Genomic DNA, 12,896 nt, shown 5'->3' with positions numbered 1-12,896 from the left:
TCGTCAGGCGACCTCGAACACGCCCTCGACCTCGACCGCCGCGTCCGCGGGCAGCGAGGCGACACCGACGGTGGTGCGGGCGTGGCGGCCCTTGTCACCGAAGGCCGCGACCATCAGGTCGGAGGCGCCGTTGAGCACCTTCGGTCCGTCCAGGAAGTCCGGCGCCGAGTTGATGAAGCCGCCGAGGCGAACCACGCGCACCACCTTGTCGAGGTCGCCCAGCGCCGCCTTGACCTGGGCCAGCAAATTGACCGCGCAGCCGCGGGCCGCCGCAGCGCCGTCCTCGATGGAGACGCCGGCGCCCAGCTTGCCCTTGGCGATCAGCTTGCCGGAGGGGTCGAAGCAGACCTGGCCGGAGACGAACAGCAAATTGCCGGTGCGCACGAAGGGCACGTAATTGGCCACGGGGGTGGGGGCCTCGTGCAGCTTGATGCCCTGTTCCGCCAGCTTTTGCTCGACCGTGCCCGCCATGTTCGCCCTCGTTGTCCAGAAATTCCATTCGCCCCGGCGCATCCGTCGGAGGCCGGCCGCGCCCTGTTTCGCCCATCGTGCCGCTACATGCAAGCAACCCGCGAGAGGCTGCCTTTTGTCGAGGCGAGGCCGCAGGTTCAACGGCAGGGCCGCAACTTTACGTGAAACGGCCTCAGTTGCGACGCAATGGAACGGTCAGTAAAATGTCGAATCTGCGCATCCCCAAGGATTACCCAAGGACGCGTCTCCAAGGATCAGACATGGTGCACCTTTTCCGGACTTCGCTCGGTGTCATGGCGCTCGCCGCGGCCAGTTTGGGCCTTGGCGATTTAGCCCTTGGCGGCGCCGCACAGGCCGCCAATGGTCCGTTCCTCGCGCATCAGGCGCTCTACGACCTGAGCCTGGTGAAATCGCGCTCCAACTCGGTCAACAGCGCGCGCGGCCGCATCCTCTACAACTTCACCGGAAGCTCGTGCGAGGGCTACACCTCGGAATTCCGCCAGGTCTCCGAGCTCGACAGCGGCGAGGGCAAGGTCACGCTCAGCGACCTCCGCTCCAACTCCTGGGAAGATGCCGCGGGCAAAAGCTACCGCTTCAAGATCGAGACCCGCATGAACGAGGCGGATGCCGGCCGCGTCGATGGTTCGGCCGAGCGCGACGGCGACCACATCAACGTCAAGCTGAAGCTGCCGGCGCCCAAGAGCTTCACCCTCGACGGCAAGATCGTATTCCCGACCGAGCAGATCCAGCGCATCATCGCCGCCGCCAAGGACGGCAAGTCGCTGCTCGAACTCTCCGTCTATGACGGCTCCGACGATGGCCAGAAAGTCTACAACACGCTGACCGTGATCGGCCAGCCGATCCCCACCGACCGCGCCGCCTCGCCGGATCCGTCGACCTCCGACGAGCACATGAAATCACTGAAGCGCTGGCCCGTCACGGTCAGCTATTTCGACCGCGAGGCCCAGCAGAAAGAGGGCGAGCAGACGCCGGTCTATGCGATGTCGTTCGAGCTCTACGAGAACGGCGTCTCGCGCCAGCTCATGCTCGATTACAACGATTTTGTGATTTCGGGCGCGATGGGGAAATTCGACGTGAAGGACAGCAAGCCCTGTAATTGAGGGCGAAACGTCTAGCCCTTGTGGCACTCTCCGGCTACGCTCCCTCCCAACCACAAACTCCGGGAGCAAGCCCATGCCCAAGCTCGACCATCTCCGTCCCAGCGGCCTTCACAACAATCCCGCTTATTCCCACGTCGTGACCGCCACGGGCGCACGCACCATTTACATCTCCGGCCAAGTGGCTGTGGACGAGGAGGGGCGGATCGTCGGCGAAGGCGATATCGCCGCGCAGACCACGCAGGTGATGCAGAATCTCGGGCACGCGCTGAAGGCGGCCGGCGCGAGCTATTCCAACATCGTGAAGATCACGACCTTTGTCGTGAACTACAGACCGGAGCTGCGCCCGATCATCGGCAAGGCCCGCTCGGCCTTCTTTGAGGGCATGGAGCCGCCGGCCTCGACCCTCGTCGGCGTCTCCGCGCTCGCCGCCCCGGAATGGCTGATCGAGATCGAGGCGATCGCGGTCGCGGATTGAGGTCGTAGCCCGGATGGAGCGTAGCGTAATCCGGGAAGCCTGCCACTGAGGCTGCTCCGCCCCGGATTGCGCTGCGCTCCATCCGGGCTACAAGGGCTTCGCATCCGACATCTCTTGCAGCAGCAACATCACTTCGTCGGCTCTGTCAGCAGGCACGAACAGATGGTCATGATGAAAGGCCGAAACCGCATTCACGCTGATGCCGGCTTCGGCCAGACGCGCCGTGATGGCCGCCAGGAAGCCGACCGCATCGAGCGCGGAGTGAACCGTCAGGGTGATCAGGCGTGAAGGGAATGCGTAGCGTAGTCCTGCGGCCTCAGCCTCTTCGCGAGGCATCACGAGCGTCGTTCCTTCCTGCTCGCGGAACATCAGCAGCGGATTGAGTGCTGCGGGAACGCCTTCGTTCGCCGCGATCGTGCAGAACACGAAAGTGCCCGGCCGCAGCTCCGGCTTCATGTGTCTCAGCAGCGCGGTGAGGTCACGTTCACCTTTCATCACTCCTGCGCTTTCTCCGGCCCATCATACGCGATGCCGCGGATCACTGCGGCGCTGCCGAATTTCTTGCGCAGGCTGTCGACCGCGCGCTCGGCATGGGCGGCGCGGCGGTCGAGCATGTCGGTGTCGTCGGCGACCGAGCCCTCGCGCAGCGCGCTGACGCCGGCGCCCATCAAGCGGAAGGCGGTGCCGTCGATCTCTTTCGCCAGCATCTCGCGGCAGATCGCGAAGATCTTTGCGGCAAGCTGGGTCGGCGCCGCAATCGATTGCGAGCGGGTGCGCTGGCGGAAATCGGCGGTCTTGAGCTTCAGCGTGACGGTCGAGCCGCCGAGCTCGCTGCTCTTCAGCCGCGACGAGGTCTTCTCGCAGAGACGCCACAGGATCTTCTCCAGCGTCGCGAAATCGCGGATGTCGGTCTCGAAGGTGGTCTCGCTGGAAATGGTCTTGGCGCCCCGGTCGGGCTCGACGCGGCGGTCGTCGATGCCGCGCGCGAGCCGCCACAGCCTGCGGCCGTCGCTCGGAAATTGCCGCATCATCTCGATCTCGTCGGCCTTCTGCAGGTCGGCGATGACGCGGAAGCCGCGCTGCCCCAGGCGCTCCTGGGTGGCGGGGCCGACGCCGAAGATGAAGCCGACGGGCTTCTCGGCAAGCATCGATCGCGCTTGCTCCTGGTCGAGCGCGGCGAAGCCGCGGGGCTTGTCGAGGTCGGAGGCGATCTTGGCCAGGAACTTGTTGCAGGACAGGCCGACCGAGACGGAGATGCCGATGTCGCGTTCGACCTCGCGGGCAAAGCGCGCCAGCACCTTGGCCGGGATCATGCCGTGCACCCGCTCGGTGCCGGAGAGATCGAGAAAGGCCTCGTCGATCGAGAGCGGTTCGACCAGTGGCGTCAGTGCCTGCATGGCCTGCCGCACCTCGCGACCGACGCGGACGTACTTTGCGATGTCGGGCGGGATCACGGTCGCGTGCGGACAGGCTTCCAAGGCTTTGAACATCGGCATGGCCGAGCGCACGCCGTAGGTGCGCGCGATGTAGCAGGCGGCCGAGACCACGCCGCGTTTTCCCCCGCCGATGATGACCGGCTTGTCGGCAATGTCGGGATTGTCGCGCTTCTCGACCGTCGCATAGAAGGCGTCGCAGTCGATGTGGGCGATGGTCAGGCCCGCGAGTGCGCGGTGGCGGACCAGGCGAGGGGAACCGCACGCGGAGCAGCGCCGCATGCCACAATCCAGGTCGGCCAGACAATCCCGGCAGAAGCAGCGGGGGCCGGCCGCCTCAGGAGCGGTCACGGCACGTCGTGCTCCCAGGAGCGATCACCCAGCGCGTCGCCAAGGACCTGCCGCGCCGCTGCGACGTTGGTTGGATGCAGTTCCGCCGAGCTGGCAAAGGCTTTCACGGTGGCGTCGTCGCGCATCACGAAATCGAGCACGCTGAGGAGGAAATTGGGGTCGGCGGCGGCATTACGCAGGGTCTCCGGACCCACCCCCGTCTCAGCCAGGAACAGGCCCAGCCTTTCAGGGTCGCCCGCAACAAAGGATAGCGCCTGAATCGCAACGATTTCAGCGACTTCGCGAGGGTTGTGAACAGGCTTTTTCAAGGGGACGGTTTGCCTTTCCGTTAACTTTCGGTGTCTACTTTAGGGTCATCATGCCCGAGTCTCGGCCCCAAGTCTTCCGACCCGGCAAGCAGCTGGAAACCACATCGCATAAAGTCGCCCCTCGGGTTTAACGAAACTCAAGCGAATCTGAGGCTAGTTTGAATCCAGTTTTCAAAACGCCGGAAAGCGGCGTCTGAGGCGTTACATGTACCGGTCTGCGGACCAATCAGGAGGGCGGGATGGCTAAGACCGTCCTGATCGTGGAAGACAACGAGCTCAACATGAAGCTCTTCCGCGACCTGTTGGAGGCGCACGGCTACCAGACCACGGGCACCAGCAACGGCTACGAGGCGCTGGATCTCGTTCGAAAACTGCGGCCCGACCTCGTGCTGATGGACATCCAATTGCCGCAGGTCTCCGGCCTGGAGGTGACGCGCTGGATCAAGGACGATCCGGAGCTGCGTTCCATTCCCGTCGTCGCGGTCACCGCGTTCGCGATGAAGGGCGACGAAGAACGCATCCGCGAGGGCGGCTGCGAGGCTTATTTGTCCAAGCCGATCTCGGTCGGCAAATTCATTGAGACGGTCCGGCGTTTTATCGGATAGGAAGTGAGTTCACAGTGTCCGCGCGTATCCTGGTCGTCGACGACGTCCCTGCCAACGTCAAGCTGTTGGAGGCTCGCCTCTCCGCCGAATATTTCGACGTGATGACCGCCTCGAACGGCACCGAGGCGCTGGCGATGGCCAGCCGCGCCGAATGCGACATCATCCTGCTCGACGTGATGATGCCCGACTTGGACGGTTTCGAAGTCTGCCGCCGGCTCAAGACCGATCCGGCCACGCACCACATTCCCGTCGTCATGGTCACCGCGCTCGACAGCCCGTCCGACCGTAATCGCGGGCTGGAAGCCGGCGCCGACGATTTCCTGACCAAGCCGGTCTCCGACGTCGTGCTGATCGCGCGGGTGCGCTCGCTGACGCGGCTGAAGATGATGACGGACGAGCTGCGCATGCGCGCCATCACCTCGCTCGAGATCGGCATGCAGGCGCCCGAGCGCAGCGCTGTGTCCGACACCGGCAAGGGCGGCCGCATCCTGCTGGTCGACGACCGCGAGTCCTCCTATGAGCGGCTGGCGACGATTCTCGCCGCCGAGCACACCATCGACGTCGAGCCGAACCCGACGGAAGCGCTGTTCCACGCCGCCGAGGGCAATTACGACCTGCTGATCGTCTCGCTCGACCTCAATAATTTCGACGGCCTCAGGCTCTGCAGCCAGGCGCGCTCGCTGGAGCGCACGCGCCACGTGCCGATCCTGGCGATCGCCGACCCCGAGAACTCGACGCGGCTGCTGCGTGGGCTCGAGATCGGCGTCAACGACTATCTGCTGCGCCCGATCGACAAGACCGAGCTGCTGGCGCGCGCGCGCACCCAGATCCGCCGCCGCCGTTACACCGATCATTTGCGCGACAACGTGCAGAACTCGATCGAGATGGCGATCACGGATGCGCTCACCGGCCTGCACAATCGCCGCTACATGGAGAGCCATCTGGCGACGCTCGCCGAGCAGGCCGCGACCCGCGGCAAGCCGCTGGCGCTGATGATCCTGGACATCGACTTCTTCAAGTCGATCAACGACAATTACGGCCACGACGCCGGCGACGACGTGCTGCGCGAATTCGCGGTGCGAGTGCGCAAGTCGATCCGAGGCATCGATCTCGCCTGCCGCTATGGCGGCGAGGAGTTCGTCATCGTGATGCCCGAGACCGATCTCCACGTCGCCGGCATGGTCGCCGAGCGCCTGCGCCGCTCGATCGCAGGCGAGCCGTTCTCGGTGCACAAGGGCACCAAGCGCATCGAGGTCACGATCTCGATCGGCCTGACCACGCTGGAGCAGAAGGGCGAGGCGGTCGCCGACGTCCTCAAGCGCGCCGATACCGCGCTGTACCGCGCCAAGCACGACGGGCGCAACCGGGTGGTGTCGCAGGCGGCGTGACCGGCCAGTCGTACAAAAAGTGCGAAAACAACCCCATGCACAGTAGAAGACGTTAGTCGGATCAAGGGCTTACGCGTGAGGCCAGCAGGAGCCTTTTTGACACGTCGGGCAAAACAGGGCATCGCCTCACTGTTGCGCAAGGCGGTGCACGCCATTGCTGCTTCCGGGCCTTTGTCGCGATGCGAACCGGCTAGCGCGACCTGCTTTTGCGCCGCTTGTAGAGCGCGTTGAAGCCGCCTGCCATGAACGTCACGAAGCGCTCGCGAACGGCTTCGAAATCATCGGACCGACACAGATTCTTCGAAAGGCGGTCGATGCGGCCCGTGCGCGACATGAGCAGCGAATAGGCTCCCGAGGTGAACTGGAAGCCCCAGAACAAATCCTCGCTCTTGGCGTCGGGCAGCGCCTTCTGCAGCAGGCCGATCAGCCTCAGCACGAGTGGATCGAGATAGGCTTCCATCTTCTCCGCGCCGTAGCCGGGCGCGTTGTTGACCTGGGCGAAGATGCGGCCGAAATTGCGCCAGGCTTCCTCGTCATTGATATAGACGTCGAAGGCGCCATCGTAATAGGCGCGAAGCGCGCCTTCGACGGTTGGCCGGCCCTTGATCCTCGCTTCGTAAGCGTCGAGTTCGGCGGTCCGCAAGGTGACCGCATACCCCACGCGGCGTTCGAACACGGCGTCGAACAGCGCCTTCTTGCCATCGAAATAGTAGTGAATGAGCGCGGGATGGATGCCCATCCTGTCGGCGACGTCCTTGATCGTCACCCCGAAATAGCCGAACTGCGCGAATAGCTCCTCGCTCGTGTCGAGGATCAGCTTCATGCTCGCGGCCCGCTGCTCGGCGCGAGTCCGGCGTCCCTCGAGTTTCACCGCTGCTGGCATGGTCTCCGTCGTCCTGGTCGGAGGCGTCCGGGAGGACGGCGTTTGATCCGGCCGATTCACACTTTCACGATGGGATGCGGGCGCGGCCTGGTCAAGCCGCGGGTGGGCCGTCGTGCCACTTAAATTCATTTAGTGATAAATGAATGAACTTGACCTGTCCCTGACCCCAAGGTACTGGCGAGGAGTCGGACCACGCTTCCGGCAGTTGCCAACACTCCGCAATCGTCCGGCGCACGCTGGCGTGAGCGCAATGCAGAACAACGGCTGGCGATGACCGGCTGCCTTGGGAGGACTCCATGACCGGCTTGAAGTCGATGGCAGCAGCCATGCTGATGCTCGGCACCGCACTTGCTGTGCCCGCCTTTGCGCAAAAGAAATACGACACCGGCGCAACCGACACCGAGATCAAGATCGGTCAGACCAATCCGTTGAGCGGCCCGGCGTCCGCATTCGGGGCCATCGGCAAGGCGGAGGCCGCCTACATCCGCATGATCAACGAGCAGGGCGGGGTCAACGGTCGCCAGATCAATCTCATCCAGTACGATGACGGCTACAGCCCGCCGAAGACGGTCGAGCAGGTGCGCAAGCTGGTCGAAAGCGATGAAGTGCTCACGACGTTCCAGATCATCGGGACGCCGCCGAACTCGGCCGTGCAGAAATATCTGAACGCCAAGGGCGTCCCGCAACTCCTGGCTGGAAGCGGCGCTTCGCGCTTCACCGACCCCAAGAACTTTCCATGGACGATCTCCGCCAATCCGAACTACCAGTCGGAAGCGCACATCTACGCCAAGTACATCCTGGAGAACTATCCGAACGCCAAGATCGGCATCCTCTATCAGAACGACGACCTCGGGAAAGACTACGTCAAGGGCCTGAAGGAAGGGCTCGGCGCCAAGACGAGCATGATCGTCAAGGAGTTGTCCTACGAACTGTCCGACCCGACCGTCGATTCCCAGATGGTGACGCTGAAAGCGTCGGGCGCCGATCTCTTCTACAACATGTCCACGCCGAAATTCGCCGCGCAATCGATCAGGAAGGCGGCGGAGCTCGGCTGGAAGCCCGTCCATATCCTGGAGGTCAACGCGACGGCCGTGGGCCAGGTGCTGGTCCCGGCGGGTCTCGAGAATGCCAAGGACATTATCTCGGTCAACTACGGCAAGGATCCGCTCGATCCGCAATGGGCCAATGACGAGGGCATGAAGCGCTACAAGGCCTTCATGGCAAAGTACGCGCCCGGCGAGGATGCCAACAGCGGCTTTGCCACCTATGGCTACTCGACGGCGGCGCTGCTGGTCCACATCCTGAAGCAATGCGGCGACGAACTCACCCGCGCCAACATCATGAAGCAGGCGACCAGCATCAAAGGCTTCGTGCCGGATCTGGGATTGCCGGGAATGTCGATCAACACCAGTCCCGACGACTATCGCATCAACAAGCAATTCCAGATGATGAAGTTTGACGGGCAGCGCTGGGTGCTATTCGGGCCGATCCTGACCGACGAGTTTAGGGCGGACTGAAGCGTCCCTGCATGAGCGATGATGTCCTCGGCCGCGTTCGCGGCTTCGATCCCGCAAAGCTTGCCGAGGTCGGCCCGGCGCTGCAGCAATTCATCGATCGGAGCGAACTCGCGGCCATCGTGACCCTGACCTCGCATCGTGGCGACATCGTTCACTCCGAGGCGCTGGGCTGGTCCGATATCGAAACGAGGACGGCGACGCGACCGGACACCCTGTTCCGCATCGCCTCGATGACCAAACCGATCACCTCGGTGGCCGCTTTGATGCTGGTGGAGCAGGGCAGGATCGCGCTGTCAGACCCGATATCGCACTGGATTCCAGAACTTGCCGAGCCAAGGGTCTTGCGAAATGCTGCGGGGTCGCTGGAAGACACGGTGCCCGCGCAGCGCGAGATCACCCTCGAGGACCTGCTGACGCACCGTTCGGGAATTGCCTACGCGTTCTTCTCGGAGGGCCCCCTCAAGCAGGCCTATGAGGAGGCGCTTGGCGATCCCGCGATGAATCGATTGACGCCGGACGAATGGCTGGCCGCGCTCGGCACGTTGCCGCTGGCCTATCAGCCCGGCGAATTGTTCCACTACGGCCATTCGACGGACGTTCTCGGCTTCCTGATCGGGCGGCTCCTCGGCATGCCGCTGGGTCGCGTTCTCCGCGAGATGATCTTCGCGCCGCTGGGCATGGACAGCACGGACTTCTGGCTTCCGCGCGACAAGCGGAGCCGTCTCGCCAGCCTCTACAGATATGACGAGGCGAGCGGCCGGCTCGCGAAAGTCGTGCCCGATATGTACGACGAACCGCCGGCCTATACGCCGGGCGGGGGTGGCTTGATTTCGTCAGCGCCGGATTATCACCGGTTCGCGCGCATGCTGCTCGGCGAGGGCGAACACGGCGGCGTTCGCTTGCTGAAGCCTGAGACTGTTCGACTGATGCGGACGAACCGGCTGACCGATGCCCAACGCCAGGTTCCTTTTGCGGGTATGCCGCTGTGGCAGAAATCCGGTTTTGGACTGGGGCTTTCGATTGCCGAAGATCCCGTCGACAATCCCTATGCGTGCGGGGCGCCTGGCTCGATCACCTGGCCCGGCATCTTCGGGACCTGGTGGCAAGCCGATCCGGTGCACGATCTTGTCATGATCTATCTGATCCAGCATCAAGTGCCCGTTTCGGCGAACTCAGGCGCCACGATCGCGACCGGCCGCGGCGCCGCCGGCCGCAGGGCGCTGCCGGTGTATCAACACGCGATCTACGGCGCGTTGCGGGATGGCTTGGTCAAGCCGGACGACGACCGCAAAGCCGAAGGGCGGAGATCGCTAGTGTGATGCGGCCACAGCGGCTAACGCTGTGGTCACCTCGCACTCGGTCTTGCGCAATCGAGCCGTCGACCAGCAGCGCAAGGCCGCGTCGCGAATGCGTCCGGATAGAGAGGTTGAAACAATCAGGCCATGGCGGCGCCTGTCCACGCCAAGCCAACTCGGCCAAGCGTGGACCAGTTCCTTTGATCAGACGGTCGGGACGGTGCCGCCGTCGATAACAAACTCGGCGCCGTGGATCGAGGCAGCGCGATCCGAGGCCAAGTAGGCGATGACGTCGGCGACTTCATACGGTTCTGCCGCACGCCCGATGGAAATCCCGCCTAGGCTATCCAGGACGACTTGCCGTGCCTGCTCGATCGTGCCGCCATTGGCGATCTGCAGACGCTTCAACAGTTCGACGGAGGACTCGGTATGATCCAGCCGGGAGAGACAACGTTGACCCGCACGCCCTTCGGTCCCAGCTCCTTCGAGATCGATTTGCTGTAGGTTCTGAGCGCCGCTTTGGCGGCCGCGTAAGCGGTCGTCGCCTCGGGCAGAGGCAGGACCGACTGGATGGAGGCGACGTGCACCACCGCGCCCGCGCCCCGCTCGATCATCTGCGGAACCAGGAGACGATCAAGGCGGACGGTGGCCAGAAGGTTCAGGTTCAGTTCGGAGAGCCAGTGCTCGTCCGTGAGAGCGACAAAGCCGCCGCCTGGTGTGGACGAACCGCCGATGACGTGGGCCAGAATGTCTACGCCGCCCATGCGCTCGAGCGCCGCCTTGGCCAGTGCTTCCCCACCCTCGGAAGTTGTCAGGTCCGCCTGGACGAACTCGACGCTGTCGACAGGCTCCATCGCTCCGCGGGCAGCGGTGATCACCCGGGCGCCGCCCGCTAGAAAGCGGTCGACGGTGGCACGGCCCAGACCCTTGCTGTCGCCGCTGATGAGCACGCGCTTGCCCGCGAACTCTGTAGGATCAGCTGCGATGCTCATGACGTGATCTCCAGGGCTTTGATGGCGTCATTTTCGAGCGTGAAGCGGTAGGTGAAGCGGATCGGACTGCCCTTGAAGTCGCCATGGGCGGGACCTTCGAGGACGACCTGACCGCCCTCGTGCCGGAGGTTGTCCGGCGTAAAGATCGCCTTTGCGGCACCACCGCTTCCTTAAGCAAACGCCTGATTTCAGCCCGCCCCCGAAAAACGGCACCGTTGTCGAGAAGGACGGCGTCGGCTGGGAAGGGCTTCAGCATGCCATCGGCGTCCAGGCGGGCGTTCGCAGCCACATACGCTGCGACCGGGGTAGGTAATTCGAGCGACATTGTCTTTGTGCTACTTGTTGCGGTCGCCGCCTGGAGCGGCTGCAAGTGCGCTTGCCAGCCAAGATAGCGATGGACATCTAGCGCGATAATCAGGACAATTCGGAACGTTTCATCACGAAAATCGGGACAATGTGCAGAGCAGCCTGAGCGAATTGGGCGCCGTCCTCATGGTCGCCCGCCGAGGTAAGTTCCGAACGGCGGCGATCGAGCTCGGGGTCTCAACGACCGCGCTCAGCAATGCGGTCGGAAAGTTGGAGCGCACGCTTGGCGTAAGGCTTTTCAACCGGACGACGCGGAGCGTTTCCTTGACAGAGGCAGGCCAGCAGTTCGTCGCGCAGGTCGCGCCCGCCGTGCAAGACATTCATGCGGTGATGGATCTCGCGCGCTCTCAACAGGCCATGCCTTCAGGCACACTTCGCATTAACGCCTTTCCTACAGCGGCACGGGAAATCTTCTCTTGGCTTGTCCTACCGTTCCTGCGCGCTCACCCTCAGGTCCACATCGACATCGTCACAGAGGGGCGCTTGGTTGACATCGTCGCGGGCGGCTTCGACCTTGGCGTCCGTAGTGCCGACCTCGTGCCGGCCGACATGATCGCACTCCCATTGGGGGCTCTGCGGTGCAATGTAGTGGTCGGCACACCTAGCTATCTGAAAGCGCATGGGACGCCCCGAACTCCCCAGGACCTCACCGAGCATACTTGTCTCCGCGTCCGGCTCCCTAATGGCGCGATCCATCGCTGGCCGTTCGAGAAGAATGGACAATCGGTCCATATCGACGTCCAGGGCGCCATCACTCTCGACGAGGCGAGTCTCGCACGCACCGCAGTCCTCGCGTCCGCCGGTTTGGCCCTGGCAATGGAATCCGACGTACGAGACGACATCGAGGCAGGCCGCCTTGTGCGCGTGCTCGAGGATTGGACGCCCAACCTGTCGCCGTTGAGCCTCTACTATCCGAGCCGACGCAACCCGACCGCCGCATTCAAGGCATTCGTCGACTTCGCGCGGCGGCACAGTGGAGCCAGCGTTGCCCGACACAGTCCATAGGTCCGGACGCGCCAGTAACGGAGATTCCACCGCTGTAAATTCAACGCCGGTTATGGGGCCACAAGCGGAACTGATGCTTCAGAAGTGGCATACGTCTACGCGTGTTCCTTACGTCGAAAAACGCGCAGATCCATCTCGCGCCAACGCATCATCACCTTTTGCTCGAAGCGATCCTCTCTAATTCTAACGCGATAGACGCCCTCGAAAACGAAGATATCATCCTTGGTTGCTACCGCTTCCAAGAAGCGGGGAGACAGAACGGTGAGATTGATGGCATCGTCGCGCCCCGACATTTGACCGACTAATTGCCAGAAGGTGAACATTGCGTAGCAATAGTTGTCGAAGGTCTCGAACGCTGAAAAGTCCGCGACATGACATTTCTCCAAGGTCATCAAAGGGTAGCTATACGCACTCCTCATGTTCGGATCAGGCTTGATGAACTTGAGAGCGGGTGGGGGCGATTGCAGGGTCTTGGTGACGCCGGCCTCCTCCAAGACGGAAGTGCTCCACTCCCAGCAACTCGTGGAGTTGTGGCAGAACGCTTCGCGCAGCACGCCGTCTTCATCAGGGAGCCACAGATTATGCCCCCGCTCAGCTTCGATGAGCCGGTAAACGTCGAATAAAAACTCGTATATGAGCGCCCCTACCGCCGCGTTTCGCATCACGCTCAGCATCTAATAACCTCG

At 63.2% G+C, this 12,896-nt stretch carries 13 protein-coding genes and 1 pseudogene; 7 read left to right on the top strand and 7 right to left on the bottom strand.

The features are described 5' to 3' along the window. Positions 1-3: 3 nt before the first annotated feature. Entirely contained in the window at positions 4-471 is a 468-nt protein-coding gene (locus CIT39_RS20195; protein ID WP_071913057.1) for a RidA family protein, read from the bottom strand. A gap of 260 nt (positions 472-731) precedes the next feature. On the opposite strand from CIT39_RS20195, the gene CIT39_RS20190 reads away from it, so the two are divergent. Beyond that, positions 732-1,592 carry a cell envelope integrity EipB family protein gene (locus tag CIT39_RS20190; RefSeq protein WP_155526030.1) on the top strand — a complete coding sequence of 287 codons (861 nt, stop codon included), beginning with the start codon at positions 732-734 and terminating at the stop codon, positions 1,590-1,592. A gap of 73 nt (positions 1,593-1,665) precedes the next feature. Continuing rightward, positions 1,666-2,067 carry a RidA family protein gene (locus tag CIT39_RS20185; protein WP_094977506.1) on the top strand — a complete coding sequence of 134 codons (402 nt, stop codon included), beginning with the start codon at positions 1,666-1,668 and terminating at the stop codon, positions 2,065-2,067. Between the two features lie 87 nt (positions 2,068-2,154). Here CIT39_RS20185 and CIT39_RS20180 read toward each other — a convergent pair whose 3' ends face one another. From CIT39_RS20180 to CIT39_RS20170, 3 genes are read right to left on the bottom strand one after another with little or no spacing between them, the layout of a single operon-like run. Next, positions 2,155-2,562 carry an ACT domain-containing protein gene (locus tag CIT39_RS20180; protein WP_094977507.1) on the bottom strand — a complete coding sequence of 136 codons (408 nt, stop codon included), beginning with the start codon at positions 2,560-2,562 and terminating at the stop codon, positions 2,155-2,157. Then, the gene (locus CIT39_RS20175; RefSeq protein WP_094977508.1) at positions 2,562-3,851 is read right to left on the bottom strand and encodes a DNA polymerase IV; all 1,290 of its coding nucleotides are present in this window, start codon (positions 3,849-3,851) and stop codon (positions 2,562-2,564) included. Before CIT39_RS20175 ends, CIT39_RS20180 begins: the two co-directional genes overlap by 1 nt. Beyond that, a complete protein-coding gene (locus tag CIT39_RS20170) occupies positions 3,848-4,159 on the bottom strand; it encodes a DUF3572 domain-containing protein (RefSeq protein ID WP_094977509.1) in 312 nt (103 codons plus the stop codon). Before CIT39_RS20170 ends, CIT39_RS20175 begins: the two co-directional genes overlap by 4 nt. 239 nt (positions 4,160-4,398) lie before the next feature. Here CIT39_RS20170 and CIT39_RS20165 point away from each other — a divergent pair, with 239 nt between their 5' ends. Both CIT39_RS20165 and CIT39_RS20160 read left to right on the top strand, forming a co-directional pair. Continuing rightward, positions 4,399-4,764, top strand: coding sequence for a response regulator (locus CIT39_RS20165; RefSeq protein WP_094977510.1), 366 nt, complete (start codon positions 4,399-4,401; stop codon positions 4,762-4,764). A gap of 14 nt (positions 4,765-4,778) precedes the next feature. Next, positions 4,779-6,152 carry a PleD family two-component system response regulator gene (locus tag CIT39_RS20160; RefSeq protein ID WP_094977511.1) on the top strand — a complete coding sequence of 458 codons (1,374 nt, stop codon included), beginning with the start codon at positions 4,779-4,781 and terminating at the stop codon, positions 6,150-6,152. A gap of 190 nt (positions 6,153-6,342) precedes the next feature. On the opposite strand, the gene CIT39_RS20155 is transcribed toward CIT39_RS20160, so the two are convergent. After that, positions 6,343-7,035 carry a TetR/AcrR family transcriptional regulator gene (locus tag CIT39_RS20155; RefSeq protein WP_094977512.1) on the bottom strand — a complete coding sequence of 231 codons (693 nt, stop codon included), beginning with the start codon at positions 7,033-7,035 and terminating at the stop codon, positions 6,343-6,345. A 296-nt stretch (positions 7,036-7,331) separates the two neighbouring features. Here CIT39_RS20155 and CIT39_RS20150 point away from each other — a divergent pair, with 296 nt between their 5' ends. After that, entirely contained in the window at positions 7,332-8,552 is a 1,221-nt protein-coding gene (locus tag CIT39_RS20150) for an ABC transporter substrate-binding protein (protein WP_094977513.1), read from the top strand. A gap of 119 nt (positions 8,553-8,671) precedes the next feature. Next, positions 8,672-9,871: a serine hydrolase domain-containing protein gene (locus CIT39_RS20145; protein ID WP_244607408.1), complete on the top strand. Its 1,200-nt coding sequence runs from the start codon at positions 8,672-8,674 to the stop codon at positions 9,869-9,871. A 180-nt stretch (positions 9,872-10,051) separates the two neighbouring features. Here CIT39_RS20145 and CIT39_RS20140 read toward each other — a convergent pair. Next, a pseudogene (locus tag CIT39_RS20140) lies at positions 10,052-10,839 on the bottom strand (SDR family oxidoreductase). Positions 10,840-11,295: 456 nt separating this feature from the next. Between CIT39_RS20140 and CIT39_RS20135 the strand changes: the two are divergent. Beyond that, positions 11,296-12,210, top strand: a complete 915-nt coding sequence (locus CIT39_RS20135) for a LysR family transcriptional regulator (protein ID WP_244607407.1) — start codon at positions 11,296-11,298, stop codon at positions 12,208-12,210. A 95-nt stretch (positions 12,211-12,305) separates the two neighbouring features. On the opposite strand, the gene CIT39_RS20130 is transcribed toward CIT39_RS20135, so the two are convergent. Continuing rightward, positions 12,306-12,884 (bottom strand): hypothetical protein, encoded by a 579-nt coding sequence (locus CIT39_RS20130; RefSeq protein ID WP_244607406.1) that lies wholly within the window; start codon positions 12,882-12,884, stop codon positions 12,306-12,308. Between the last annotated feature and the right edge of the window lie 12 nt (positions 12,885-12,896).

The sequence above is a fragment of the Bradyrhizobium symbiodeficiens genome, assembly GCF_002266465.3.
In the GTDB taxonomy this organism is placed as follows: Bacteria; Pseudomonadota; Alphaproteobacteria; order Rhizobiales; family Xanthobacteraceae; genus Bradyrhizobium; species Bradyrhizobium symbiodeficiens.
The sequence above is the reverse complement of the archived record's forward strand: the minus strand, read 5'-3'. Positions and strand labels throughout refer to the sequence as shown.